The sequence below is a fragment of the Mesorhizobium ventifaucium genome, from assembly GCF_935822925.1.
GTDB lineage: Bacteria > Pseudomonadota > Alphaproteobacteria > Rhizobiales > Rhizobiaceae > Mesorhizobium > Mesorhizobium ventifaucium.
The window spans coordinates 38,385-64,087 of record NZ_CAKXZS010000029.1 but is presented as its reverse complement, the minus strand read 5'-3'; the positions used below and the strand labels follow the sequence as shown (position 1 = coordinate 64,087).

23 protein-coding genes and 1 pseudogene are annotated in these 25,703 nt (G+C 62.9%); 19 read left to right on the top strand and 5 right to left on the bottom strand.

Annotated elements, in window-relative coordinates:
- Window positions 1-12: 12 nt before the first annotated feature.
- Window positions 13-1,161, bottom strand: a complete 1,149-nt coding sequence (locus NMG70_RS24045) for a Gfo/Idh/MocA family protein (RefSeq protein ID WP_254026824.1) — start codon at window positions 1,159-1,161, stop codon at window positions 13-15.
- A gap of 268 nt (window positions 1,162-1,429) precedes the next feature.
- Entirely contained in the window at window positions 1,430-2,191 is a 762-nt protein-coding gene (locus NMG70_RS24040) for a DeoR/GlpR family DNA-binding transcription regulator (protein WP_254018374.1), read from the bottom strand.
- 162 nt (window positions 2,192-2,353) lie between these two features.
- Between NMG70_RS24040 and NMG70_RS24035 the strand changes: the two genes are divergently transcribed.
- The 17 genes and pseudogenes from NMG70_RS24035 to NMG70_RS23955 all read left to right on the top strand — a co-directional run bounded on the left by NMG70_RS24035 (window position 2,354) and on the right by NMG70_RS23955 (window position 19,460).
- On the top strand, window positions 2,354-3,154 hold the full coding sequence (locus NMG70_RS24035; RefSeq protein WP_023797149.1) for a beta/alpha barrel domain-containing protein: 801 nt from the start codon (window positions 2,354-2,356) through the stop codon (window positions 3,152-3,154).
- 3 nt (window positions 3,155-3,157) lie between these two features.
- A complete protein-coding gene (locus NMG70_RS24030) occupies window positions 3,158-4,108 on the top strand; it encodes a PfkB family carbohydrate kinase (protein ID WP_254026823.1) in 951 nt (316 codons plus the stop codon).
- 90 nt (window positions 4,109-4,198) lie between these two features.
- Window positions 4,199-5,344, top strand: a complete 1,146-nt coding sequence (locus NMG70_RS24025; RefSeq protein ID WP_254018225.1) for an ABC transporter ATP-binding protein — start codon at window positions 4,199-4,201, stop codon at window positions 5,342-5,344.
- Window positions 5,345-5,456: 112 nt separating this feature from the next.
- Window positions 5,457-6,704, top strand: a complete 1,248-nt coding sequence (locus tag NMG70_RS24020; protein WP_254026822.1) for an ABC transporter substrate-binding protein — start codon at window positions 5,457-5,459, stop codon at window positions 6,702-6,704.
- Window positions 6,705-6,843: 139 nt separating this feature from the next.
- Window positions 6,844-7,740: a carbohydrate ABC transporter permease gene (locus NMG70_RS24015; RefSeq protein WP_254026821.1), complete on the top strand. Its 897-nt coding sequence runs from the start codon at window positions 6,844-6,846 to the stop codon at window positions 7,738-7,740.
- A 5-nt stretch (window positions 7,741-7,745) separates the two neighbouring features.
- Entirely contained in the window at window positions 7,746-8,588 is an 843-nt protein-coding gene (locus NMG70_RS24010) for a carbohydrate ABC transporter permease (RefSeq protein ID WP_077373143.1), read from the top strand.
- Between the two features lie 188 nt (window positions 8,589-8,776).
- Window positions 8,777-9,598, top strand: coding sequence for a sugar phosphate isomerase/epimerase family protein (locus NMG70_RS24005; RefSeq protein ID WP_254026820.1), 822 nt, complete (start codon window positions 8,777-8,779; stop codon window positions 9,596-9,598).
- 10 nt (window positions 9,599-9,608) lie between these two features.
- Entirely contained in the window at window positions 9,609-10,685 is a 1,077-nt protein-coding gene (locus NMG70_RS24000; protein WP_254026819.1) for a Gfo/Idh/MocA family protein, read from the top strand.
- On the top strand, window positions 10,685-11,503 hold the full coding sequence (locus NMG70_RS23995) for a sugar phosphate isomerase/epimerase family protein (RefSeq protein WP_254026818.1): 819 nt from the start codon (window positions 10,685-10,687) through the stop codon (window positions 11,501-11,503). Before NMG70_RS24000 ends, NMG70_RS23995 begins: the two co-directional genes overlap by 1 nt.
- The gene (locus NMG70_RS23990; protein WP_254026817.1) at window positions 11,503-12,336 is read left to right on the top strand and encodes an alpha/beta fold hydrolase; all 834 of its coding nucleotides are present in this window, start codon (window positions 11,503-11,505) and stop codon (window positions 12,334-12,336) included. Before NMG70_RS23995 ends, NMG70_RS23990 begins: the two co-directional genes overlap by 1 nt.
- Window positions 12,333-13,055, top strand: a complete 723-nt coding sequence (locus tag NMG70_RS23985; protein ID WP_254026816.1) for a ribulose-phosphate 3-epimerase — start codon at window positions 12,333-12,335, stop codon at window positions 13,053-13,055. The genes NMG70_RS23990 and NMG70_RS23985 overlap by 4 nt, the downstream gene beginning before the upstream one ends.
- Window positions 13,055-14,092: an ROK family protein gene (locus NMG70_RS23980; RefSeq protein WP_254026815.1), complete on the top strand. Its 1,038-nt coding sequence runs from the start codon at window positions 13,055-13,057 to the stop codon at window positions 14,090-14,092. Before NMG70_RS23985 ends, NMG70_RS23980 begins: the two co-directional genes overlap by 1 nt.
- A 6-nt stretch (window positions 14,093-14,098) precedes the next feature.
- Window positions 14,099-15,170: pseudogene (locus tag NMG70_RS23975) on the top strand (ABC transporter ATP-binding protein).
- A gap of 377 nt (window positions 15,171-15,547) precedes the next feature.
- Window positions 15,548-16,537, top strand: coding sequence for a sugar ABC transporter substrate-binding protein (locus NMG70_RS23970; protein WP_254026814.1), 990 nt, complete (start codon window positions 15,548-15,550; stop codon window positions 16,535-16,537).
- Entirely contained in the window at window positions 16,534-17,535 is a 1,002-nt protein-coding gene (locus NMG70_RS23965; protein WP_077373163.1) for an ABC transporter permease, read from the top strand. The genes NMG70_RS23970 and NMG70_RS23965 overlap by 4 nt, the downstream gene beginning before the upstream one ends.
- Window positions 17,532-18,296, top strand: coding sequence for an ATP-binding cassette domain-containing protein (locus NMG70_RS23960; protein WP_254026813.1), 765 nt, complete (start codon window positions 17,532-17,534; stop codon window positions 18,294-18,296). Before NMG70_RS23965 ends, NMG70_RS23960 begins: the two co-directional genes overlap by 4 nt.
- 78 nt (window positions 18,297-18,374) lie before the next feature.
- Window positions 18,375-19,460, top strand: coding sequence for a Gfo/Idh/MocA family protein (locus tag NMG70_RS23955; RefSeq protein WP_254026812.1), 1,086 nt, complete (start codon window positions 18,375-18,377; stop codon window positions 19,458-19,460).
- Between the two features lie 7 nt (window positions 19,461-19,467).
- Here the strand turns inward: NMG70_RS23955 and NMG70_RS23950 are convergent, their stop codons facing one another.
- Window positions 19,468-19,713, bottom strand: coding sequence for a hypothetical protein (locus tag NMG70_RS23950; protein WP_254026811.1), 246 nt, complete (start codon window positions 19,711-19,713; stop codon window positions 19,468-19,470).
- Window positions 19,714-19,851: 138 nt separating this feature from the next.
- On the bottom strand, window positions 19,852-20,388 hold the full coding sequence (locus NMG70_RS23945; protein ID WP_254026810.1) for a TetR/AcrR family transcriptional regulator: 537 nt from the start codon (window positions 20,386-20,388) through the stop codon (window positions 19,852-19,854).
- 150 nt (window positions 20,389-20,538) lie between these two features.
- On the opposite strand from NMG70_RS23945, the gene NMG70_RS23940 reads away from it, so the two are divergent.
- Both NMG70_RS23940 and NMG70_RS23935 read left to right on the top strand, forming a co-directional pair.
- A complete protein-coding gene (locus NMG70_RS23940; RefSeq protein ID WP_436798449.1) occupies window positions 20,539-21,804 on the top strand; it encodes an efflux RND transporter periplasmic adaptor subunit in 1,266 nt (421 codons plus the stop codon).
- Window positions 21,801-24,884 carry an efflux RND transporter permease subunit gene (locus NMG70_RS23935; protein ID WP_254026809.1) on the top strand — a complete coding sequence of 1,028 codons (3,084 nt, stop codon included), beginning with the start codon at window positions 21,801-21,803 and terminating at the stop codon, window positions 24,882-24,884. Before NMG70_RS23940 ends, NMG70_RS23935 begins: the two co-directional genes overlap by 4 nt.
- Window positions 24,885-24,972: 88 nt before the next feature.
- Here NMG70_RS23935 and NMG70_RS23930 read toward each other — a convergent pair whose 3' ends face one another.
- Complete coding sequence (locus tag NMG70_RS23930) at window positions 24,973-25,446, bottom strand: L,D-transpeptidase (protein ID WP_254026808.1); 474 nt, start codon at window positions 25,444-25,446, stop codon at window positions 24,973-24,975.
- Window positions 25,447-25,703: the final 257 nt, after the last annotated feature.

Genomic DNA, 25,703 nt, shown 5'->3' with positions numbered 1-25,703 from the left:
AGCGCTCCGGTATCAGGCGAGCAGGCTCGCTGCTTCGTCGTCTTGGAAGAGCGGCGGCTGATCGACAGTTGCGTTGACGGCGACGGACTCGCGGCTCTCACCCGAAGCGAGGATCGCCTCCATGATCTCCAGCACATGAAGCGCAAGGTCGCCGGACGCCCGCGGCTTTCTTCCTGTTGCCAGCGCGCGCGAAAGATCGGCAACGCCGAGCATGCGGTAATTCGCCCGGTCGGGCGCGGCGAAGGGCCAATTGCGCGCGCCATAGAGTTCGCTCTCACTGGGAAAGTCGGCCCAGTCGGCCCCCCGTTCCGACAGCGAGACGGTGCCGCCGAACGTGTCCGGATCGGGCAGCCTGAGCGAGCCTTCGGTGCCATGCAGCTCGATCGGGTGGTGGGAATGCCTGAAGACATCCCACGAGGCGCCGAAGGTAACGGTGGCGCCTGAGCGGAACTCCAGCAGCGACAGGATGTTGGTCGGTGTGCCGACCTTGAAGCTGGTGTTCCGGTAGGGGCCTTCGGCGGTGATCAGCCGCTCCTCCTGGCCCCGCGTCGCCATCGCCATCACGCGGGCCACCGGCCCGAGCAAATTGACCAGCATCGTCAGGTAATAGGGGCCCATGTCGAAGACCGGTCCGCCGCCAGGCTGATAGTAGAATTGCGGATTGGGATGCCAATGCTCCATGCCGCGCCCCATCATGAAGGCGGTGCCGGTCACCGCGCGGCCGATCGCGCCCTCGTCCATGAGGCAGCGCGCCCGCCGTCCGGCGGCACCAAGGAAGGTGTCCGGGGCCGAGCCCAGCAGCAGCCCGCGCTCCGCCGCCTCGGCGACAAGCCGCCGCCCGTCGCTGGCCGAGGTCGCCAGCGGCTTTTCGGTGAAGACGTGCTTTCCCGCCGAAAGCGCCGAAAACGAAATGTCGAAATGCGCCGCCGGGACCGTCAGGTTGAGGACAAGGTCGATCTCGGCATCGGCCAGCAGCGCGTCGACGTTGAGAGCCCGGATGCCGTATTCGCCGGCACGCAGGGCCGCCATGTCAGGCGATATGTCGGCGCAGGCGCGCAGCTCCACCTCGTTGAACAGAGCCGCATTGCGCAAATAGGTCATCGAGATGTTGCCGCACCCGACAACACCGATGCCGAGCTTTGTCTTTGATTTTCCTTGCATATTCAGTTTCGCCTCCCAACGCCCTGATATCCTGGCTGTACCGTTGCACCAGCATCCGGTCACGCTCGAAAACCGCTATACAATATTTTAAATCTTGACGCGCGTAAAATTTTTATGGAACATGCGAAAATGCTGGCGCAACATCGGGAGGCTGCCAGCGCTGGGAGGAGAAAATGACAGACGTGAAGAAAGGGCCGGTCTCCGGCTCGAAGCCCGTGGGTCATGCGCGCATTGGATATTTCCGTCACGGTCAGTGACCGAGACGGGTTCAGGCATAGATCACCTTGGCCCCGATCCTATCAAGCTCGCTGCGTATTGGACCGGGCAGGCCATCGTCGGTGATCACCACATCGACGGCCGACAGCGAAAATGCCTTGGAGGTCCCGCTGACGCCCCATTTGCTCGAATCGGCGAGGAGGACAACGCGCCGGGCCATGCGAACGAGGTTTCGCTTCGTTCGCGCCATGTCTTCGTTCACGTCGACCACATCCAGTGACGAGTCTATCGCATGCGCTCCAACAAAGACCTGATGCGCCACCAAGCCGCCGAGAGCCGTATCGGCATCGGTGATCAGCGTGCTCACCGTGTCGGGATAGACCCGGCCGCCGATCATATGAACGTCGAGCCCGGGACGATGCATAAGATGCTGCACGATATTCATGGCCGTGGCCGCGACCACGACATTGCTGAGCGGCGGTAACAGCATGGCAACCTGCATCAATGTCGAGCCGCCGTCGAAGATGACCGATTGGTTGTCCTCGAACAGGTCTACCGCCGCCCGGGCGATCCGCTTCTTTGCGTCGAGGTTCGTTTGCATCCGCCGGGCGAACGCGGCCGTAGTCGAATCGGTGGTCCGGGTCACCGCCCCTCCTCGGGTCTTGGTCAGTAGTCCCTTGCGGTCCAGTATCTCGAGGTCGGAGCGCACCGTCACTTCCGACACGCCAAACCCGTCTGACAGGTCCTTCGTGCGAACCTGTCCGCTGCGTTGCACCTCACCCAGGATCGATTGGCGCCTCTGCTCCGACAACATTGCCCTGCCCTTGCTTCCCTGCGCCAAGCAACCGCTCTGGCCTCGGCTCACCTTACCAAAAATACGCAAATTCGAAAGCTTTCGAAAGATTGTATTTCTCATTTCTTTCGGAAACACTGGGTCCAGGATTTTTAAATCAACCGATTGGGAAATTTTGCACTCATGAGCCTAGGAACCAAGGTGCGTCTTGCGCGCCTCTTCTCGCATCCATCGGGGAAACTTTTCGGCGGCGCGGTCGACCACTTCGTCGGCTATGGTGACGTGCGCAAAGGCGGCCTTGCCGACCTGCCGGGTGCGCTCGCGCGCGTCATGGTAGGCAAACCCGACTACGTCAGCATCCAGCCTGGCACCGCGCGCCATCTGTGGCCGCAATACGCGGGCAAAGCTTCCCTGGTGATTCAGGCGGGCTGCTTCACTCCGGACGATCGCATCAGCGAGTTGATCGCAACGCCCGAGGATGCGGTCCGCGCGGGGGCCGATGCGTTGGCTGTGGCCATTCCGGTGCGCGGCGCGACCGAGGGCAAATACATACGCTGGCTGACCGATTCGGTAAATGCAGCGGCCCGCTACGGCATGCCCGTGGTGGCGCATATCTACCCTCGCGATTTCACCGACGGAGCAAAAATCGTCTTCACCCCCGACGAGATCGCCTATGCGGCGCGGATCGGCTACGAGTCCGGCGTCGACGTGATCAAGATCGGCTACACGGGCGATTTCGAGTCATTCCGAGAGACCGTCCGGACCTGCCCGGTGCCGGTTGTGATCGCGGGTGGTCCGAAGACCGATACGCTGCTCGGCGCGCTTCAGCAGACGGCGGACGCCATCCGTGCCGGCGCACGCGGTGCCGTGGTAGGCCGCAATCTCTGGGGGCATGGCGATCCGGAGAAGGCAGCGCTTGCCTTTCGGGGCGTCATCCATGACGGCCTCTCGGCGCAAGACGCCCTGGCGAAGGCGGGTGCCTGAACGATGCCCACCGTCCCCTCGATCCTCGGCTTCGGCGCTATTGCGATCGACGACATCGTCTACGTCGATCAGCCGTTGTCGGCGGGCAAGGGGAAGGTTCTGCAAAGTGCCCGTGCTTTCGGGGGAAATGTCGCGACGGCGCTGGCCGCCGTCGTGCGGCTCGGCGGAACCGCCGGGTACATCGGATGGCTGGGCGGTGCCGCGGACGACGCCGTGCTGCGCGATCTCGTTGCGAGCGGTGTTGAAACCGTATTCGCGCCGCGCCATCCCGACGCGCGCCCGGTGCGCTCGCGGATCACCGTCGGCTCGGATGGGGAACGGTTCATCGCGTATGACGACGATGCGATGCTGGGCACCGCTCCGGACTTTCCGGACGATATCCTCAGCCGCGCGACCGTTCTGATCGTCGATAGCTACGCGATCCGGTCGCTGGATGTCGTGGCTCGGGCTCGCGATCTCGGCCTTGCGATCCTCGGCGATATCGAATGGAGCAACGGCCCAGCCACGGAGCGGCTGATCGCGCTCTGCGACCATCTCATTCTTCCGCTCGGCTTTGCGCGGACTGCCACGGGGTGCCGATCGCCCTCCGAGATGCTCGATGCATTGTGGTTGCCGTCGCGGTCTGCCGTGGTTCTGACCGATGGTGGCAGAGGCGTGTACTATCGCGGGCGTGAAGAGACAGGTCTCTGGCACCTGCCCCCGCACCGCGTCGTGGTCGTCGACTCGACCGGCGCGGGTGACTGCTTTCATGGCGCCTACGCCCATGCGTTGACGCGTGGAGCCGACACCGCAGGCCGGGTGGCATTCGCGGCCGCGGCGGCTGCCCTTTCGATAACGGGGCGTGGCGGGCGCGAGGCGCTTCCGACCGACTACCAGGTCACGGAACTCCTGGCATCGACGAACGCGCCGTCAGCAGTCGAACTCAAAAATTCTCATGCCGATACTGTAACATAGGCTGAAACTATCTGAGGAAATATTTCGCAGGTGAACATAAGTCGAGGATAATTATAAGAATCAGTGACTTATACTTGTGGAGGGAGGAAGATGGCAGAAGTCATTCTTGAGAATATCTGCAAAATCTACGGGAACAATTTTCGCGCAATCGACCAATTGAACCTATCGGTCGAGGACGGCGAGTTCCTGATTCTCGTCGGGCCATCCGGCTGCGGCAAATCCACCGCGTTGCGAATGATCGCGGGATTGGAGGACATCACCAGCGGCAGCCTTCGGATCGGCGGAGTCGACGTCGTCGACATGCCGCCCAAGGACCGCGACATCGCGATGGTCTTCCAGAGCTACGCGCTCTACCCGCATATGACCGTGTCCGAAAACATCGCCTTTTCGATGCGGCTGGCAGGCAAGCCGAAGGCCGAGCGCAAGAAGCGCGTGGACGAGATCGCCAAAACCCTTCAGCTGACGTCTTTGCTGGACAGCAAACCCGCGAACCTTTCAGGCGGACAGCGTCAACGGGTTGCCATGGGCCGAGCCATGGTGCGCGAGCCGGCCGCCTTTCTCATGGACGAACCCCTTTCCAACCTGGATGCGAAACTGCGTGTTCAAATGCGCGCCGAAATCACCAGCCTGCAAAAGCAGCTCGGCGTAACGACCATATACGTGACCCACGACCAAATCGAAGCGATGACGATGGGGGACAGGGTCGCGGTGTTGAAAGGCGGCGTGCTGCAGCAGGTCGACACACCCAAGAGGCTCTATGAATCGCCGGTGAACGCCTTCGTTGCCGGCTTCATCGGCTCTCCTTCGATGAACCTTTTCGAGGCGACCCTGATGGGCGACGAACTGATGTCCGGCAGCTTCGCCATCCGGCTGCAGGATGCAGCCTTCGTGCGCAGGCCGGGCTTGCGGTCGTATGCGGGGCGCAAGATCGTGTTCGGGATCCGACCGGAGGATCTTTATGACAGCAGCCTCGAATCCGGTCGCAAGTATCAGACGATACCCGCAAAGGTGACTTCGATCGAAGAACTCGGCTCTGAACATATCGTCCACCTGAACATCGACGCGGTCCGGGTGGACTCCGGCGACCCGGACGCGGTGGACGATTTTGGCCTGGCATCGAACGCGGTGGCGAGATTCGAGCCGGTCAGCGCCGTCCACTCCGGCTCGGAAATCCGGTTGGCCGTGGATGATGCCAAGTTCCATTTCTTCGATCCCGAGACGCATCTGGCGATCTAAGGCAGACCGCAGGCGGGAGCGAGGCGCCTGCGAAAGATACTCGCAAGAAGGCTTCTGAATAAAGCAGACGATCGTCCGCATTGTGCGGTCGATCTTAAAGAAGGAGGAGAAAATGATGTTTCGGATACAACCCGCGATGCTGAAAATAGCCGCGGCCGCATGGTTGCTTGGCGCAACCGGCGCCATGGCGGACACGACGCTGGAATTCACCCAATGGTGGGAGCCCGAATTGCCGGCCGGCTCGCTCAAGGCAATCATGAATGACTTCGAGGCTGCAAACCCCGGAATCAAGGTGACGCTGGTCAGCGGCCCCTATGCGACCACGCGAGACCAGATCTCGGTTGGTGCTGCAACTGGAACGCTTAGCGACGTCGTCGGTCTCGACGGCGCCTGGGTGAACAATCTGAACGCGCAGAATGCGCTGGCCGACATGAACCCGATGATGGATGCGAGCGGGTTCGACAAGACCCAGGTCGCGGATATCATCAAGGTGGACGGCAAGGCGGTGATGTTTCCCGTGGCTTCGTTCGTCTATCCGGTCTTCGTCAACATGGACCTCGCCGCCCAGGCCGGCGTAACCAAGCTGCCGTCGACCCGCGCGGAGTTTCTCGAAGCCGCCAAGAAGATGACCCATGCCGACAAGAACCAGTATGGCTGGGTGCTTCCCTTGTCGCTGCAAACGCCGTCCGGTGTCCAGAACGACCTGATGTCGTGGGTCTGGGCCTCGGGTCAATCGATGATGGCTGACGGCAAGCCGGCTCTCGAGGGCAAGCCGGTCGTCGATATGCTCACCTTCGTCAAATCGCTGAACGACGCCGGCGTCATCTCGCCCGGCATTGCCACCAAGACCGAACAGGAAAAGGTCGAGGAATTCGTCAACGACCGGGTCGGGATGATGATCGACTCGCTCGCGCATGTGAACCTCATCCGCGAACGCAATCCCAAGCTGAACTTCGACCTCATCCCGGTCCCGGTCGTGGAGAACTACAACGGCAAGCGCGGCCTTCCCTACGCCTCTTGGGGCATCGGCATCTCTGCGGCCTCGAAACATCAGGAGGAAGCCTGGAAGCTCGTCCAATATCTGATGAGTGAAAAGGTGAACGCCAAGCTCGTGTCGCTTGCAAACGCCTTCCCGGGCAACGTCAACGCCAAGCCCGATTTCGTGACCTCGGACAAGGCTTTCGCCAAGGCTTTCGAAATCTACAAGACCGGCTATCTCGCCAACGAGTTCACCGGTCTGCCGGTGGCTGAAGACTTGATGACCAAGTTCGACGTGGAAGCCCAGAAGATGCTCGCCGGCGAGCAGTCTCCGGAACAAGCCGCAGCAAACGCTCAAAAGGGCTGGATGGCGAAATTCTGAACGGCCTGTTCCCCGTTTGCTATCTTGCACCGGGTGGCCTGACTTCGGGCAGGCCACCCGTCAACAACGGATCGGCAATTGAGATGGACCTGTTTCCGAAGCGCACCTTCCTCTTGAAGGCGTATCCCAAGGGTGGCACATGACTCGGCAGAAGCGCTCCCACCATAGACTGAAACGAGCGGTCGCACCCTATCTCTATCTGTCACCCTCGCTCCTCATAATCGGCCTCCTGATGCTGCTGCCGATGGTGACGGTGATTGGCTATTCGTTCCAGAACAGCGCGGTGCTGCGTCGCGACCCGTCCTTTGCCGGACTGAAACACTACCAGGCGATCTTTGCCGATCCGGTGTTCTGGGCTTCGCTGTGGCACACGCTCTACTTCACATGCATGAGTGTCGTCTTCCACATGACCATCGGCATGGTCTTCGCACTCATGCTGAACAGCGACCGCATCAATCCGACGCTGCGCAATATTCTGCGCGTGCTCTACATACTGCCATGGCTGTTCACCGCGGTGATTATCGCCGTGATCTGGCGCCTCCTGCTCGAGCCGAACGGTGTCGTGAACAGCGTTCTCATGCAGATGGGCATCATCGGTTCCAAGGTCGAGTGGTTTTCCTCGCCCGCGACCGCGCTGCACGCCGTCACCTTCGCCAATATCTGGGCGGGCTACCCGCTTTTCATGGTCAGCCTGCTCGCAGGCTTGCAGGGCATTCCCAGGGATTTCTACGAGGCCGCCGATATCGACGGGGCGAAGGCCTACCAGAAGCTGATCTTCATCACCATCCCGCAGCTGATGCCGATCATCATCAGCATCTCGCTGCTCGACTTTATCTGGACCATGCAGGTCTTTCCATTGATCTGGATAACGACGGGCGGCGGTCCGATCTACTCGACCGAGGTCCTCAGCACCTACACGTATAAGCTGGCGTTTTCGAGTTACAACCTGTCGCAGGCGTCGGCGAGCGCCGTGGTCATCCTGCTGATCTCGCTCGGCCTGACGCTGCTCTACATCCGCTATCAAAAGGCTCGGTAGTCACCATGAGGAAAAGGCACACACCGAAAGACAGGCTGATCACCGTCGCGCTCCATGTCGCGCTTGCCGCAGGGCTCTTTTTCGCGGCCTTCCCGATCTACTGGATGCTGAGCAGCTCGTTCAAGTCGAATACCGAAATCTTTGCCCTGCCACCAACCGTCCTGCCGAAGGCCTTCACGCTGGAAGCGTATGCGGCCATCCTTGGCGACCCGGTAAAGCTGCGCTTCTTCTTCAACAGCTACTTCGTGGCCGGAGCGGTGACCGTGCTGACGGTGCTGATCGCCTTGCTGGCCGCCTACGGGTTCAGCCGTTTCAATTTCCGCGGCAAGGGCAGCCTCAACACACTCATCATCAGCACGCAGACGATCCCGCCGATCACGCTTTTGATCCCCTTCTTCGGGCTTGTCGTCTCGTATGGCATCTTCGACACCTACGTCGCACTGATCCTGACTTACCTGGTGTTTACGCTGCCCTACGCGATCCTGCTGATGACGGGATATCTGAACACCTTGCCCCGCGATCTCGATGAAGCGGTGGCTGTCGACGGCGGCACCAGCTGGACCGCACTCTGGCGGGTGATCGTCCCGATTTCACTGCCTGGTATCGTGGCGACGTCGGTCTACACCTTCCTGTTGTGCTGGAACGAATTTCTCTTTGCGCTGACGCTGACGAAGTCAACGTCCATGCGCACCGTCCCCATCGGCATCCAGCTGTTGATGGGGCAGCACGCCTTCGAATGGAACCAGATGATGGCGATGAGCGTGCTCGGCTCGCTACCGCTCTTGATCATCTACCTCGTTGCCCAGAGGTTCTTCCTCGCCGGCATGACCGCGGGCTCGGTCAAGTAGGATGTCCCTCCCACGGAGAACCGATGGGCTAGGCCGCGCGTCGAAATCGATGGATTGGACCTTCTCTGCTGGCAGGCGATATCACCGCGGCCTCGGGCGTCGTCACAGCGCCGCTGATCGTGCTCGTGCTGTTCTTCCAGCGCCATATCATCGAAGGGCCTATGCAGGTGAAATCAAGGAATTAAAGGATGACTGTGAAAGACCTGAAAGTCGGCTGCCAGACCTTTACCTGGGAAATGCTCGCAGACCGCTTTGCCGGCGGCCCAGACGATCTCCTGAAGGCGATCGCCGACGGCGGCTATGCCGGCATCGAGATCACCGACACGATGATCGGCCGCTATGCCGACAGGCCGGCTGAATTCGCCGCCGCGCTGAATTCGACCGGCCTCACGCTGGTTTCCTTCGCCTTCGGCTCGAAGAGCGGCTTCACGCTGAAGGAGAGCATCGGCGCCGACCTTGAGGCGGCGCAGCGCTGGATCGATTTCGCCGCTGCCTTTCCCGGCGCGCTCGTCTCCATGGGCTCGGCCACCGTCGTGTCCGACGGCCCGCGCGACGACAAATTCCCTGTTGCAGCAGAGGTCTACAACAGAGCCGGCGAGCTCGGACGCAAGGCCGGCGTCGACGTTGCCGTCCATCCCAGCTCCCACCACAACACGCTTCTGTTCGACCGTGCCGACTACGATCGGATTTTTGGGCTGATCGACCCGTCACAGGTCGGCTGGGTGCCGGACACCGGCCACATATTGCGCGGCCACAAGGACATGGCCGACACGCTCACCACCTACCGCGACCGCATCCGCTACGTGCACCTGAAGGACGTCGATGCAAGCGGCAACTGGGCGATGCTCGGCAAGGGCGTCTGCGATACCCAGACAGTGATCGATATCGCCAGCACGGCGCCACGCTTCAACGGCTGGCTGGTGCTGGAAGAGGAATCCGAGACCGCCGCCGCCGACCCGGCAGCCGCGGTCAAGACCAACCGCCAGACCATGCGCGGCTACGGCGCGTGAGGAAGAGACCATGATCCGCAAGCAAGACCGTCGTCTTCGTGTCGGTGTCCTCGGCTGCGGGCCGATCGCGCAATTCGCCCATCTGGAATCCTGCGTGAAAGCCAGCAACGCCGACCTCTATGCGATCTGCGATGCCGCCCCCGATCTCCTGGCCCGCATGGGCGCAACCTATGAGCCTGAGAAAATGTATGGCGACTACGACGCCATGCTGGCCGATCCGCAGTTGGAGGCGGTGATCGTCGCCACCTCGGACGCCTATCACGTTCCGATGTCGATCAAGGCACTGGAGGCCGGCAAGCACGTGCTGTGCGAAAAGCCGATCGGCGTCTCGGTCGAAGAGGGTCAGAAACTCGCCGATGCCGTCAAGCGCTCCGGCAAGGTGCTGCAGGTCGGCCATATGAAGCGCTTCGACCCGGCGCTGGAAGCGGCGCGCGATTTCGTCCGCGACGAGATGGGCGAGATCCTGGCGCTAAAAGCCTGGTATTGCGATTCCACCCATCGCTATACCAACACCGACGCCATCCAGCCTCTGCCTGTCACCAGCAAGCTGGCACGGAAGCCGACCGGCAATCCGAAGGCCGATCTAAGACAGTATTTCATGCTGGCGCACGGCTCGCACCTCGTCGACACCGCGCGCTTCCTGTGCGGCGAGATCGTTGCGGTGCGCGCCCGTCTCAACGAGAAGTTCGGCGCCTACTGCTGGTTCGTCGAAACGGAATTCGCCAATGGGGCCTTGGGCCATCTCGACCTGACGGTGGCCGTCCGCATGGACTGGCATGAGGGCTTCCAGCTCTATGGCGAAAACGGCTCTGTCATCGCGAAGACCTTCAATCCCTGGTACTTCCGGGCGAGCGAGGTCGACATCTTCCACGAGAAAGACGCGACGTCGCGAAAGCCGCTTGGCGCCGACGGCCACTTCTTCAGGCGCCAGCTCGAAGGCCTCGCCGATACGGTGCTTGACGGCGCGCCGATGCGCGGCGCCGACGTCGAGGACGGCATCGCCTCGATCCGGGCCATGGTGGCGATTGCCCGCTCGGTCGAGACCGGGCAGCGTGTCGAAATCGCTGCCGCCACGGGAGCGGTTTGATGCAGATCGGGGTGTTCGCCAAGACCTTCCCGGGCAGCGAGCCGGCAGGCGTGCTGGCGGCGGTTCGCGACGCTGGCTTTGCCGTCACCCAGTTCAACCTTGCCTGCGCCGGGCTGCCGTCGATGCCGGATGCCGTGCAAAAAGACGCCGTTGATGCCATCGCGGCCGCGTCGAATGCTTGCGGTGTCGCCCTGGCAGCGCTCTCGGGCACCTACAACATGGCCCATCCCGTCAGGGCTGTGCGCGACGACGGCCTGCGTCGGCTTGGCGTGGTCATCAAGACCGCGGCAGACCTTTCCGTTCCGCTGGTCACCTTGTGCACGGGAACGCGCAACGCGGACGATCAGTGGGCATATCATCCCGATAATAGCGAGCCCTCGGCATGGGACGACATGGCGGGCGAGATGGAAAAGGCGCTTCAACTCGCCGAGCGTCACGGCGTTGATCTCGGCATCGAACCCGAACAGGCCAACATCGTCACCTCGGCGTCGGACGCGATGCGCCTGATCGCCGAGATGGGCTCGACACGGCTGCGCGTCGTGCTCGATCCGGCCAACCTGTTCGAGCGGGCGAGCCCGGCCGAAGCACGCGCCATCGTCGCCGCCGCCGTCGAACGCACCGCGGGCCACGTCGCCATGGCCCATGCCAAGGACCGTTTCGCTGACGGCCGCTTTACCACCGCCGGTCGGGGTGTCGTCGACTTTGCGGATTTCGTCGCCAGGCTGAAAGCATCGGGCTTTGATGGGCCGCTGGTCACGCATGGCCTCTCGGCCGAAGAGGCACCCAGCGTTGCCCGATTCCTCAAAGGGCTGGTGTGATGGCGCGCCTGACCACGCTGCTTCGCGATGACGCCGCGCTTCAAGTCTGCGACCATGGCGACGGGCTTGCGGTCGTCTTTCAGCATGGGCTGGGCGGTGGCGAGGCGCAGGTCGCCCAGGCTTTCCCTTCCGGGCCGGGGTTGCGGCGCATCACGCTGGAATGCCGCGGACACGGCGCGTCCGGACTGGGCAGCCGCCGACCGTTTTCCCTGAGCATGTTCGCGGACGATGTTGTTGCCGCCGCCGATCAGGCCGGTCTCGATCGTTTCGTCGCCGGCGGCATTTCCATGGGCGCCGCGATCGCCATGCGCCTGGCCTGCCGTCATCCGGACCGCGTCGCGGGTCTTCTCCTGGTGCGGCCGGCCTGGATTTTCGACGACGCGCCGGTGAACCTGCGGCCGATCGCCGAGGTTGCCAAGCTTATCCTGGACCACGGCCCCGACAAGGCGAGGGCGATCTTCGCGCATTCGGAAACCACCGCGCGCCTGCAGCGTGAAGCACCCGACAACCTTGCCTCGCTGTTCGGCTATTTCGACCGGCCGGACGCCGCGCCATTCGCGCAGGTCCTCGCCGACATTGCCGCCGACGGCCCGGGCGTTTCGGCGCGTGACGCCGCGGTGCTTGGCATTGCCACGCTGGTCATCGGCAATGCCATGGATGCGGTGCATCCGCTCTCGGCGGCCCATACGCTCGCCGCAGCCATTCCCGGCGCGACCTGTGCCGAAATCCATCCCAAGGCGCTCGACAGCGTCAGGCATTTCGCCGAGCTGCAGGCTGAGATCACGACCTTCCTTCAGGCCTACTCGAACTTCCGGAGCCTCGTTCCGTCATGACGACCAAATCCCTGTCCGGCCCCGCTGCCATCGCCGCCCTGCCGCGCAACCGGCTGCTCGGCGAGTTTTCACTGTGGTCGGCCGACCTTGCCAATATGGAGCGCGACCTGAAGCGCATAGAACCTCATGTCGACCTCCACCACATCGATGTCGCGGACGCCCGCTTCACTCCGGGCTTCCTGTTCTTCCCGGACCTGGTAGCGCGGATCGCCAGGCTGACGGCAAGGCCTATCCATGTGCACCTGATGGTCGAAGCCGAGATCGTCGAGGAGCAGACGCGTCAGTTCATCGAGGCCGGCGCCGATCTGGTCAGTGTCCACGCCGAAAACGGCGAAGCCGGCCTGCGCGCCGTGCGGCTGGCGCATGCGCTCGGCGCCGAGGCCGGCGTGGTGCTCAGGCTGGAAACGCCGGTGGCCGCGGTCACGCCTTTCCTGTCGCAAGTGGCGTTTGTGACGCTTCTCGGCACATCGATCGGCGTCAAGGGCCAGAGCCTTTCCGAGCAGGCCTGCCCACGTTTGATCGAAGCGCGCGCACTGATGAGAAAAGCCGGTCGCGAAACCGACATCATCCTGGCTGCCGACGGCGGCATCCGCCACGAGACGGTGCCCCGCCTGCGCGCCGTTGGCGCCGAGACGGTGGTGCTCGGATCGCTGGCGTTCGGCGACCCCGACCTTGCGCAGCGCATGGCCTGGCTGCATGGGCTGAAGGTCGCCGCCTGATGACAAGACTGGCCCTCGCCTTCGATCTCGGCGGAACGGAGCTGCGCGGTGCGCTGGTCGAGAGCGGCGGCCGCGTCGTCACGCAGGTTTCGGCGCCGACGATGGCGATCGCGGGATCGGATGCGGTGATCGGCCAGATCATCGCACTGGCCGGGGATCTTCTGGCACAGCGCCCACAAGCGGATGTCGTCGGCATCGGCATCGGCGCGCCGGGACCGCTCGATCCCAAGGCCGGGATCGTGATTGCCCCGCCGACGCTGGCCGGCTGGCACGACGTGCCGTTGATCGACATTCTCGGCAAGCATTTCGGCCTGCCGGTGCGTCTGGAAAACGACGCCAATGCGGCCGCGCTAGGCGAATGGCGCTTCGGCGCCGGCAAAGATACCGGATCCCTGGTGTTCGTCACCGTATCGACCGGCATTGGCGGCGGCGTCGTTGCCGACGGCCACCTCTATCACGGCCGGCGCGGGCTTGCCGCCGAGATCGGCCATATGACCATCACCGGCGAGGGCGACCGCTGCTTCTGCGGCGCCGTCGGCTGTTTCGAGGCGGTCGCCTCCGGAACCGCTCTCGGGCGGCGTGCCACGGCGCTGACAGCGCCGGGCGACGGCTCCCTGCTCAGGCGCCTTTCGGCCAACGGCGCCGTTTCGGCCAGGCACGTCGTCGAGGCCGCGCGTGCCGGCGATATCAGCGCGCTCGAATTGATCGAGGCGGAGGCGAAATGGCTCGGCATCGGCTTCACCAACCTGCTTCACCTCTATTCGCCGGACCTGATCGTTATGGGCGGCGGCCTCGCCAACGGTTTCGACTTGTTGGCTCCGACCATCAGGGCAACCGTCGAGCAGCGGGCGATGCCGGCCTACCGGGATGTGCCAATCGTGCCGGCACAGCTTGGCGACCGCGCAGGACTGGTCGGCGCGGCCAGCCTGATTCTGTGGGAAGGCGAACCGGGCGCGCCATTGGCGATGGCACAGGACAAGGATAGCAAAGACGGTCCGACCGAACGTGCCGCCGGCAGGGAGGCAAGCCATCGCTGAGCCAAGCTGCGCGGCGCGCGCAAGTCCTACGGATCCATCGAGATCATCGAGGCCTTGACGTCGAGGACCGCGAATTCGTCGTCTTCGTTGGCCCGTCGGGCTGCGGCAAGTCCACGCTGCTGCGCATGATTGCCGGGCTGGAAAAGATCACCGCCGGCGACCTGCTGATCGATGGCGTGCGCGCCAACGAGATCGATCCGTCCGAGCGTGGGCTCGCCATGGTGTTCCAGTCCGACGCGCTCTATCCGCACATGACGGTGGCCGAGAGTATGGGCTTTGCGCTAAAAAATCGCCGGCGTTTCCGCCGCCGAAAAGGAGCGCAAGGTGCGAGAGGCAGCCGAGGTGCTGTAGCTTTCGCATCTACTCGACCGGCGGCCGAAGGCGCTGCCGGACGGCCAGCGCCAGCGTGTCGCTATCGGCCCCGCCATCGTGCGCAATCCCAAAGTGTTCCTGTTCGATGAGCCGCTGTCCGATCTCGACGCCGCCTTGCGGGTCAGCATGCGGCTCGAGCTGATGCGCCTGCATGAACATCTTGCTGCGACGATGATCTATGTCCACCCACGACCAGACCGAGGCCATGACTATGGCCGACAAGATCGTGGAGCTGAACGGCGGCTCGATCGAGCAGGTCGGCTCGCCGCTCGATCTCTGTATCAGGCCTGCAAATATCTTCGTTGCCGGCTTCATCGGTTCGCCGAAGATGAACCTGCTGGAGCTGAAGGTGGCCTCGACTGGCGCCGCAGGCGTCACCGTGACCTTGCCGGACGGCGAGGCGTTGACCTTGCCGGTCGCGGCCGGTGCAAGCAAATCCGGCGACGAACTGCTGCTCGGCATGCGGCCGGAACATCTCCGCGTCTCGACCAACGGACGATTCAAGGGGCAAGCCGTGCTGGCGGAGCGGCTTGGCAGCCTGACCATCCTGCATGTCGAGATCGCGCCTGACATCACGCTGGTCGTCCAGGCCGAAGGCGGCGACAGGACGCCGTTGCACAGACCGATCGCGCTCGACATCTCGCCATCGGCTTGCCACCTGTTTCGCACCAACAGCCCAGCGCTAACGCCTCTGCAACCGGCTTGACAACGTGCACTTACAGTTTGACCCGGACCACTGACGACGCCGCATCGATCCTGCTTCGACTTCCCAGCAGTGTCGATTTCTGCTGCATCGCAGCACATCGAAAAACCATTGCACACCATTTTAAAACTTGACGCGTGTCAAATTTTTCGAAAACATGCGGAAATGCTGACAGGCATCGGTCAGCGCTCTGGGAGGAGAAATGCCTGACACGAAAAGCCGCCCGAACCGGGCGCGGAACCCGCAAGCCGTTTGGCAATCGCTGATCGATCGGCAGTGTGTTATCGCAAGCGCCGGGCTGGCCTTCGCCGGCACAGCCATTCCGTTTGCCGGGCAACGGTTCGATTGCGACACAACCAACAATTAAGAGGAGGAAGAGCATGCGTATGTTCAATTGCCTGACGCTCGGCGCAGGACTGTTTGCAACCGCTATTTCAATGCCGGCCCAAGCCCAGGACGCAGCCCGAGTTGCGGCTATCGTCAAGGGTCTCGACAATCCCTTCTTCCAGTACATGCATCAGGGAATCGAAGAGCAGGCCAAGGCCGACGGCGTGGCCGTCACTATCCAGGCAGCCGCCAATATGGGCGATGCTACCGGCCAGGCCGATCGGTTGACCGCCATGGCCATGCAGGATTTCGATTGCTATCTGGTCAATCCGATCAGCGTCAGCAACCTCGTCCAGGCACTTGTGCCTGTCGCCCAGAAGAACAAGCCGATCGTAAACATCGACAGCACCATCGACGCCGAGCAGGCCAAGGCCGCGGGCTTCACCATCTCAACCTATATCGGCACAGACAACGTTGCCGCCGGCGTGCTGGCAGGCGAAGAGATGCTGAAGCTGGTTCCTGCAGGCTCCAAGGTCGCGCTGGTGGCCGGCATTGTCGGCGATGTCGGCAGCAACGCCCGCATCAAGGGCTTCAAGCAGGCTGTCGAAGGCAAGCTCGAAGTCGTGGTGATGGTCAGTGCCGACTGGGATCGCGAGAAGGCGCTCACCGCGGCCACCGACATCCTAGCCGCACATCCCGATCTCGCCGGCTTCTTCGCCGCCAACGACATCATGGCGCTCGGCGTTCAGCGCGCCGTCCAGACCTCGGGCAAGGATGTCAAGGTGATCGGCCTCGACGGCATCGTCGACGCGTTGAAATCGGTGGCGGCTGGCGAACTCGCCGCGACCGTCGCGCAATATCCCTATGTCGTCGGTGCCATGGGCGTGGAAGCCTGCAAGGCAGCGGCCATGGGCAAGGAACTGCCCGCCAACGTGCCGGCGCCGGTTCTATTGATCAACAAGGACAATGCCGAAGCCTCGCTGAAGAACTTCCCGCGTCCGGGCGGCGACTATCCCGATCCCTTCCGCGAGATGTTGAAGTGACCATTCCTGAACAAAACGCGCCCGTGCATACCGCGGGCGCGGCGGAGGAGAGCCGCCCCTCCCTGTCGGCTCTCCTCCTGGATCCTTCCTTCTGGGCCGACTGGGCATCGGTCGTCGGCCTTGTCGGCCTCGTCATCGTCTTCGGCATTAGTCAGCCGGTCTTTCTCAGCATCGCCAATTTGCAGGCCCTGCTGCTGGCCGCGGCGATCCTGGTCGTGCTGTCGATCGGCCAGACCTTCGTCGTCGCGACCGCCGGCATCGATCTCTCCTTGGCGGCAGCCGTCATGCTGGGCGCCATCATCCTCGGCCTCGTCGATGCCGCGGGCTATGGCATCTTTCTCGCCTGCGTGCTCGCCGTAGCTGCCACGAGCGCGGTCGGTTTCCTTAACGGCGCGCTCATCACAGCCGGGCGAATACCCGACTTCGTGGTAACGCTCGGCACGCTTTCGGGCGTCACCGGGCTCGGCCTGATCTTGTCGGGCGGCGAGCCGATAATGGTCGGCTCGACTTTCCTGCTGCGGCTGGCCTCGGGCTCCTTTGGACCGTTCGGCTATCCCGTCTGGGTGGCGATATCAGCCGTTCTGGTGGCGCATATCGCGCTCTACCACACCCGCTTCGGCGTGCATCTGCTGGCGACCGGCGGCCAGGTCGAAAGCGCCAGCGCGCTCGGCATCCGCACCAACCGGGTCAAGATCGCCGCCTATACGATTTCGGGCTTCTGCGCCGGCATCGCCGCACTGCTTCTGGTCGCGCGCATCGGCTCGGCCGAACCGCAGATCAATACCAGCCTTCTGCTCAATTCGGTGGCGGCAGTCGTCTTGGGAGGCGTCAGCCTGTTTGGTGGACGCGCCAGCATTCTCGGCCCGGCGATCGGAGCGCTGATGCTCACCGCTCTCGTCAACGGGCTGACGCTGCTCAGCGTTTCGGCCTTCTACCAGCCCTTGGCCGTTGGCGCCATCGTGGTGCTGGCGGCACTGATCATGCGGTATCAGAAATGAGCGCCGTCAGTCACTCCCCGTCGGCCGACGCGATCCTCGCCTGCGAAGGACTGAGCAAGCATTTCGGCGGCATCCGCGCCTTCACCGATGTCGCCTTCCAGGCCCGCCGCGGCGAGGTCACCGCGGTGATCGGCGACAATGGCGCCGGCAAGTCGACGCTGATACGCTGCCTGGTCGGCGTGCATGTGCCGGATGCGGGAGAGATCTTCTTCGACGGCCGGCTGCACCCCTTCGCCAATCCCGACGAGGCGCGCAAGGCCGGCATCGAGACGGTGCACCAGAACCTCGCGCTGATCGACGAATTGACAGTCGCTCAGAACCTGTTCCTCAACCGTGAGATCGTGCACCGGATCGGCCCGCTCGCCCTGCTCGACCGCAAGGCGATGAAGCAGCAGGCGCGCGCCATGCTGTCGCGCCTGTCGATCAACATGCCTTCGGTCAGCCAGCGCGTGCGGCGCCTGTCGGGCGGACAGCGACAGGCGATCTCGATCTGCCGCGCCGCAGGTTCCGGCGCCAAGCTGGTGGTGATGGACGAGCCAACCGCAGCGCTCGGCGTGCAGGAGACGGCCAATGTCGAAGCCCTGATCCGGCGGCTGCGCGAACAGGCCGTCAGCGTCATCCTGGTCAGCCATAATTTCGATCAGGTGCGCCGCCTGTCCGACCAGATCTGGGTGATGCGAGCGGGACGGATGGTGGCGACCGTCCGTTCATCCGAGACCACCGGCAACGAACTCGTCGCGCTCGTCACCGGCGCTGCATGACGGACGGCCGGGTCGAGCCGCACCTGTAGCTATAGCGAGTTGTTGGCTGAAACAATTGGATTGCAAAGGGAGTCTGCCGTGGCGGTGATCCGTGTCGGGCTAGTGGGTCTTGGAGAGGTCGCGCAATCGATCCATCTGCCGGTGCTGAGCGATCAGCGCGACAGCTGGCTGGTATCAGGCATCTATGATGTGTCGCCGAGCCTAATGGCGCTGTGCACATCCGAATACCCGACCGCCAAAGCCTTCGAAACGGCAGAGGCGCTAATCGATTCGCCGGATATCGACGCGGTTTTCATCCTCTCGTCAGACGAGACCCACAGCCGTTTCGTCCAAGCCGCCGTCCAGGCGAACAAGCATGTCCTCTTGGAAAAGCCCGCCTGCCTGACGGTGCGCGAGATCGACGAGCTTCTGGCGCTGACGCCAAACTACGCCAAAACGATCTTCGTCGGCTACATGCGCCGCTACGCTCCGGCCTATCTGGCAGCGATAGAGGAACTGCCTGACTTCGCCGACATCACCCATGTCCGCATCTTCGACCTGATCTCCGAGGGCCGGCATTTCCTGAAGAAGAGCCAGAACGTCCTCTATCCCACCGACATCGATCCGACCCTTTTGGCACGCGGCGCCGGGGAGCGCGAGGCGCTGATTCGCGAAGTGGTGGGCAGCGATGCGCCCGCCGATCTCGTACGCGCCTATCGCGGCCTGACGGCGCTGAGCTCGCACCATATTTCGGCGATGCGCGGGCTGCTCGGCGAACCGGCCCGCGTGCTGGCGGCGCACCGCACCAATGGCGGCGCCAACACCAGCGTGACCTTCGACTACGGCCACTTCGCCTGCTGCTACGATGCGGTCGTCGACGATCTCGGCCTATTCGATGCCATGATCGAGGTGCGCTCGAACACCAAACGGGTCCGCATCATTTACGACACGCCCTACATCCGCAGCCTACCGACGCGGCTCGAAGTGACGGAAGCCGGAGCAGCCGGCCCAGTGACGCGGACATTCGGGCCACTGTATGGCGACGCCTTCTCCAACGAACTGGAAACCTTCCACCGCCACATCACCGACGGGACGAAGCCGCTGACCGACCTAGCGGACTCCCGCCGCGACCTGGCGCTGATGGCAGAGATCATCGAGCAGATGAAGAAGACTGTCAGGCGCTGAAGCCTGCCTACTTCCCGCAATGGTGATCGTTGATCTTGTTCAACGCATTCGCGTCGTAGGAGCAGGCTCCTGCGGCTGTCGTGAACAACTGCTGGTCATAGTAGCGCGGGCCGCCGAACAGAATGTCGATGATGTTGCCTTCGGCGGGAACGTAGCGCTCGGAATCAGCCCGTTGGTCGCGATTTCCAGCGAAGGCCATGCTGCAGCCCATCGCGAAAGCGAGAGCAAGAATCGCAAAGCGTTTCGTTGTCATTGGCAATCCCCTTCTGGCCGTTCGGCTTCTCACCATACATCCAAAATCGCGAGGCGGACAAAAGTTCCTCACCCTGGCCAGATCAGCTCAACCATATGGCCTGTCACAATAGCTTTATCCTGCAGCGCTGCGCGGCATCTATCCCGCAATCTCCAACAAGGAGGATACCAGCAACCGACGTTCGTCCTGTGAGAGGACGTCCGAGTCGAAGAGATTCATGCTGCGAAGTCCTTCGATGGCGAGGTAGCAGACCAGCAGCGCCTTGAGGTCCGGCGTCTCTCCCTTGAGGCGCTCGAAAACCTGCCGCCTGAACGCTTTTATCGGCGTCAGGAAATCGGGATCCTCGGCGATTGCCGAAAATATCCAGGAAGCTGACGGTTTCGATTCCGCGGCATGTTCGGCTGAAAGCTTGATGTAGGTCGCAAGCGGGCTCTCGCCGCCGACGCCGGCAGTGCGGGCCGCGTCCAGCGCCTGCTCGAAGGCGCGCAGGTAATCCTCTACCAGCGCCTGCATCAGTTTCGCCTTGGTCGGGAAATTGTACAGCAAGCCGCCTTTCGACACGCCGGCACGGCTGGCGACGGCGTCCAGCGACAGGCTGCCGGGCCCTGTCTCGCGTGCCACATCGGCGGCGGCGGCGAGAATTTTATCACGCGAATTTGTTCGGCGGGCCTTCATCAGTCGCTCCCCATACATTAGCCTACGCGGAATTGACAAGACCGTCCAGACGGTACAGTAAGGTCGCCGTCATTTGAAATCGGGACCAGTCACAGGTATGTGTTTGGGTCATCCGACTGTTGTGCCGGGCCATGGCCAAGGGGACTGTTCGTGATCAAGCGCTTCATCATCGCCTTCGTTCTGCTCGTGCTGGTCTGCGGCGGCATCGTCGGCTTCAATTTGTTCCGGGACAATGCGATGCAGCAGTTCTTCGCCACGATGAAGCCCCCTGCCGCGACCGTGTCGACGATGATCGTCAAGCCGACGGAATGGACGCCGGGCGTCGAGGCGATCGGCACTGTCAGTGCGGTCCGCGGCGTCGATCTAACCGTCGAAACCGCCGGCATCGTCAAGGACATCCTGTTTCACGCCAATCAGAAGGTTGAAGCCAACGCGGGTCTCCTTCAGCTCGACGATGCCGCCGAACGCGCCGATCTCGAGGCGACGAAGGCGCAAGCAGCGCTCGACCAGACGGCGTTGACACGCGCCCTTGAATTGCAGAAACGCGATGTCGGCTCGGAATCGACGCTCGATACGGCGCGGGCAGCCGCATTGGCTTCCGCTTCGCGGGTCAACAGGCTGCAGGCGGTGCTCGAGCAGAAGCTGCTGACCGCGCCCTTCAGCGGTACCGTGGGTATCCCCAGGATTGACCTCGGCCAGTATCTCTCACCCGGCACTTCCGTAGCCACCCTGCAGGATCTGGAGACGATGCGGGCCGATTTCTCGGTTCCCGAACAGCAGCTTCCGCTGCTCAAGATCGGCCAGAAGGTACGGCTTGGCGTTGGTGACGGCGAGCTGCCGTTCGCTGGCACCATCCGCGGTATCGACCCGAAGATCGACCCGACCAGCCGGCTGGTGATGGTCAGAGCCGAGGTCGCCAACCCCGAAGGCAAGCTGACCCCTGGCCAGTTCGTGCAGGTGCGCGTCGAACTGCCCGAGGAAAACAACGTGCTGACGGTGCCGCAGACCGCGCTGACCTCCAGCCTCTACGGCGACTTCGTCTTTGTCGTGCGTCCGGCGAAGCCAGCCGCGGCCAATGGCGCCGCCCCTGCCGCCGCGGCCAACGCGGAAGAAAAGCCGGCCACGGATAGTGCGAAATCCGCGGCCGAGGCGCGCGCGGCAAAACCCGAGGAAGAACCGGCGGCAACGCCGGCCGCACCGACGGCGGAAGAACAGAAGCCGCAGCTCGTGCTTGCCCAGGTGTTCGTCAAGCCAGGCCGCCGTAATGCCGGCCTGGTCGAGATCCTGGAAGGCATCGCGCCCGGCGACGAAGTCGTTACCGCCGGCCAGAACCGCCTTTCCAACGGCATGTCCGTTGCCGTCGACAACACCATCGATCCGACCAAGCCGGCAAACCAGCAGGCAGCCCAGAAATGAGCTTCTCCGACATCTTCATTCGCCGTCCGGTCCTTTCGACCGTGCTCGCCTTGATGATCCTGCTTCTGGGTTTCCAGGGCATCTTCAGCCTCTCGATCCGGCAGTATCCGGAGGTCGAAGAAACGGCCATCACGATCACCACGGCCTATCCCGGCGCCAGCGCCGACCTGATCCAGGGGTTCATTTCCGCGCCGATCGCCCGTGCCGTCGCTTCGACCGAAAACATCGACTATGTCACGTCGGCAAGCCGGGCCTCCTCCAGCACCGTGACGGTGCAGATGAAACTCGGCTCCAACCCCGACGTCGCGCTGAACGAAGTCCTCTCGAAGGTGCAAGGCGTGCGCGGCGACCTGCCGGACGAGTCCGAAGACCCGGTGATCGTCAAGGGCACCGGCGAGCAGTTCGCGATGATGTATATCTCGATGCAGAATCCGAACATGACGCCGGAACAGCTCACCGAATATATCGAGCGCGTGGTGCGGCCGCGCATGTCGACGGTCGAGGGTGTCGCCGACGTGCAGATCTTCGGGGCCGCCGAATATTCGATGCGCGTCTGGATCGACCCGATCAAACTGGCGGCGCGCGGCGTGACGGCATCGGAAGTGCTGACCGCCATCAACGAATCGAATTTCCTGTCAGCACCCGGCAACACCGAAAACGAATATGTCGCCTCCTCCATCACCGTCCGTTCGACGCTGCAGACGCCGGAGGCTTTCGCCGCTCTTCCGCTCCGTTCGAAAGACGGCAATGTGGTGAGGCTGCGCGACGTGGCACGCGTCGAGCTCGCCGCAGCGAACACCGACACAAGGGTCAGCTTCAACGGCAAGCCCGGCATCTTCCTCGCCATCTTCCCGACGCCGGCCGCCAATCCGCTGACGACGGCGGGGGCGATCCACGACATTGTGCCAACGATCCAGGAGACGCTGCCGCAAGGCATGACGATCGAGATCGTCTACGATTCGACCGAGCAGATCAGCGCCTCGATCGAGGAGGTGTTCAAGACCATCGGCGAAGCGGTCGCCATCGTCATCGTCGTCATCCTGCTCTTCCTCGGCTCGTTCCGCTCGGTGCTGATGCCGATCGTGACCATTCCGCTGTCGCTGATCGGCGTCTGCTTCCTGCTGTTTTCGCTGGGCTATTCGATCAACCTTTTGTCGTTGCTGGCCATGGTGCTGGCGATCGGCCTCGTCGTCGACGATGCCATCGTGGTGGTGGAAAACATTCATCGCCACATGGAGGAAGAAGGTTTGTCACCGATGCAGGCGGCCTTCAACGGCATGCGGGAGATCTCGTCCGCCGTCATCGCCATGACGATAACGCTGGCCGCTGTGTTCGCGCCACTGGCCTTCACCGGCGGCCTGACCGGCGCACTGTTTCGCGAATTCGCGGTGACGCTTGCCGGCTCGGTGGTGCTTTCGGGTGTCGTTGCCCTCACCGTCACGCCGATGATGTCGGCACGCATCCTGAGGGCCGGCTCGCACAGCCGCTTCCAGCGTATTGTCGATAACACGTTCGGGCGCGTCGAAAACATCTACGAGCGGCTGGTCAGCGGCTCGTTGAAATACCGCCCGGTGACGCTGATGATCGTCATCGCACTGGTCGCCACGACCGGCTTCATGTTCACCAAGACCGCGAGCGAATTGGCGCCGGAAGAAGACCAAGGTTTCCTGCTGTCTATTGTGAATGCGCCGCGCTATGCCACGTCGGACTACACCGAGACCTATGTGAACCAGATTCTCGGGCTGATGAACGACATCCCCGAAACCAGGGCGCGGTTCTCCGCCGTCGCGTTCCAAGGCCCGACGAACAACGCCTTCGTCGGCTTCGCATTCAAGGACTGGGCCGAGCGCGAGCGCAGCTCGAAGGAACTTCAGGAAGACATCACCGCCCGCCTTGCCAAGGTGGCGGGCGTCGAGGCTTTCGTCTTCGCCCCGCCGACGCTGCCCGGCTCCGGCGGCGGCCTGCCGGTCACCATGGTGGTGCGCTCGACCGGCGATGCCTCCCAGGTGTTCGAGGCGGCCGAGGACATCAAGAACAAGGCGCAGGCCTCCGGTCGCTTCCTCGCCGTGCAGAATTCGATGTCCTTCGATGCGCCGCAAGTGACGGTGACGATCGACCGCGATCGCGCCGCGGCGCTCAACCTGCCGATCGCCGACATCGGCCGGACGCTGACCCTCCTGGTCGGCGGCGCCGAAGTGGCGCAATTCGACCGCGAATCCAACAGCTACGACATCATCCCGCAGGTGCCGCAGAACTTCCGCGACAACCCTGAAAAGCTGGCCGAGTATTTCGTGCGCAGCGCGTCGGGCGAGATGGTGCCGCTCTCGGCGGTGGTGAAGATCTCGACCAACGCCTCGCCGGCCGTGATCGAGCAGTTCAACCAATTGAACTCCGCCACGATTTCCGCTCTGCCATTGCCTACCCTAACCACCGGTGACGGGCTGAGGACCATCGAGGACATCGCCAGGGAAAGCCTGCCCGACACGTTCTTCATCGACTATACCGGCCAGTCGCGGCAGGAGAAGGAACAGGGCTACACGATCATCATCGCCTTCGCGGCAGCCGTTCTCGTCATCTATCTGGTGCTGGCGGCGCAGTTCGAAAGCTTCCGCGATCCGCTGATCATCATGATGTCGGTGCCGCTGTCGATCTTCGGCGCGATCGTGCCGCTCAATCTGGGGCTGGGAACGCTTAACATCTACACGCAGGTCGGGCTGATCACGCTGATCGGTCTGATCACCAAGCACGGCATTCTTCTGGTCGAGTTCGCCAACCAGCAGCGCGAGCTCCATGGGATGCGGCGGCGGGATGCGATCGTCGCCTCGGCCAGAGTGCGGCTAAGGCCGATCCTGATGACGACCGCTGCGATGGCGCTCGGCGTGGTGCCGCTGATCATCTCCAGCGGCGCCGGCGCGGCGGCGCGCTATTCGATGGGCCTGGTGATCTTCACCGGCATTCTGGTGGGGACCATGTTCACCCTGTTCGTGGTGCCGATGTTCTACACCTTCATTGCCAGCAAGGACCTGCCGCATCACGCCGAGAAGCCGGACCCGAAGCTGATGCCGGCACCGGTTGATTGATTGACAAAAGGCCGGAAATTTCCGGCCTTTTTCTTGGGCAGTGATGTCCGACCACAACGTATTTATAAAAGCGGATCGTCTTGGCTATCTATTTGATGATGACGATCCGGGTGTTGGCCGGACCGAAAATCTCGACAAGCTGGTAGAAATCGGCGGCGTTGTCCGGATGCAGCCGCACGCAGCCATGCGAGGCCGGCTGTCCCAGGCGCTTGACGAAATTGGTCGCATGCACGGCGTAGCCACCCTTGAAGAAGACCGAATGCGGCATCGGCGCGCTGTCGTATTTCCTCGAATACCACATCTGGTGCATGCGCGTCGGCTTGAACGAGCCGGTCGGAGTGACATGCCCCTTGCCGCCGGTCGAGACTTTCCACGCGAAGGTCGGCCGCCCGTCGACGAGGACTTCCATCGTCTGCTGCGAAAGCGAAATCCGCGCCACGATCTGATTGGCGGCCCGATTGGCGGCATGGGCAACGCCGTTGCCGGCGCCGAACAGAAGAACCGTGCCCGCGGTGACGGCGGCGGCGATGTTGATGAGCTTGGCGGAAATGGCAGTGTACATGTTATCCCCCTGTCTGCCGGGCATGGCCGGCCCCAATTCGATGACTGGCTTGTCGTTGGGTCACGTTTCGAATTGATTTCGCACGGCGGACGTTTCTGTTTCGAATCTGTTTCCTCTGGTTAACGGCCGGAGGCCGATCCGAGGCGTTTGCAGGGGTGAAAGCAAGGACAGGACGGTTTGCCTGGTCGAGCCCGAACCCGCGAAAGCTACTGCCATCTCCGGGGAAAGTGCGGTCTTCCCTCACATGAAAGCACAGT

Coding starts and splice junctions, on each gene's coding strand:
- NMG70_RS23950 (WP_254026811.1), bottom strand. CDS start 19,713: ATGACAACGAAACGCTTTGCGATTCTTGCTCTCGCTTTCGCGATGGGC.
- NMG70_RS23990 (WP_254026817.1), top strand. CDS start 11,503: ATGGCGCGCCTGACCACGCTGCTTCGCGATGACGCCGCGCTTCAAGTC.
- NMG70_RS23995 (WP_254026818.1), top strand. CDS start 10,685: ATGCAGATCGGGGTGTTCGCCAAGACCTTCCCGGGCAGCGAGCCGGCA.
- NMG70_RS23945 (WP_254026810.1), bottom strand. CDS start 20,388: ATGAAGGCCCGCCGAACAAATTCGCGTGATAAAATTCTCGCCGCCGCC.
- NMG70_RS24040 (WP_254018374.1), bottom strand. CDS start 2,191: ATGTTGTCGGAGCAGAGGCGCCAATCGATCCTGGGTGAGGTGCAACGC.
- NMG70_RS24015 (WP_254026821.1), top strand. CDS start 6,844: ATGACTCGGCAGAAGCGCTCCCACCATAGACTGAAACGAGCGGTCGCA.
- NMG70_RS24000 (WP_254026819.1), top strand. CDS start 9,609: ATGATCCGCAAGCAAGACCGTCGTCTTCGTGTCGGTGTCCTCGGCTGC.
- NMG70_RS24045 (WP_254026824.1), bottom strand. CDS start 1,161: ATGCAAGGAAAATCAAAGACAAAGCTCGGCATCGGTGTTGTCGGGTGC.
- NMG70_RS24035 (WP_023797149.1), top strand. CDS start 2,354: ATGAGCCTAGGAACCAAGGTGCGTCTTGCGCGCCTCTTCTCGCATCCA.
- NMG70_RS24025 (WP_254018225.1), top strand. CDS start 4,199: ATGGCAGAAGTCATTCTTGAGAATATCTGCAAAATCTACGGGAACAAT.
- NMG70_RS24010 (WP_077373143.1), top strand. CDS start 7,746: ATGAGGAAAAGGCACACACCGAAAGACAGGCTGATCACCGTCGCGCTC.
- NMG70_RS24005 (WP_254026820.1), top strand. CDS start 8,777: ATGACTGTGAAAGACCTGAAAGTCGGCTGCCAGACCTTTACCTGGGAA.
- NMG70_RS23970 (WP_254026814.1), top strand. CDS start 15,548: ATGCGTATGTTCAATTGCCTGACGCTCGGCGCAGGACTGTTTGCAACC.
- NMG70_RS23960 (WP_254026813.1), top strand. CDS start 17,532: ATGAGCGCCGTCAGTCACTCCCCGTCGGCCGACGCGATCCTCGCCTGC.
- NMG70_RS23935 (WP_254026809.1), top strand. CDS start 21,801: ATGAGCTTCTCCGACATCTTCATTCGCCGTCCGGTCCTTTCGACCGTG.
- NMG70_RS23980 (WP_254026815.1), top strand. CDS start 13,055: ATGACAAGACTGGCCCTCGCCTTCGATCTCGGCGGAACGGAGCTGCGC.
- NMG70_RS24020 (WP_254026822.1), top strand. CDS start 5,457: ATGATGTTTCGGATACAACCCGCGATGCTGAAAATAGCCGCGGCCGCA.
- NMG70_RS23930 (WP_254026808.1), bottom strand. CDS start 25,446: ATGTACACTGCCATTTCCGCCAAGCTCATCAACATCGCCGCCGCCGTC.
- NMG70_RS23985 (WP_254026816.1), top strand. CDS start 12,333: ATGACGACCAAATCCCTGTCCGGCCCCGCTGCCATCGCCGCCCTGCCG.
- NMG70_RS24030 (WP_254026823.1), top strand. CDS start 3,158: ATGCCCACCGTCCCCTCGATCCTCGGCTTCGGCGCTATTGCGATCGAC.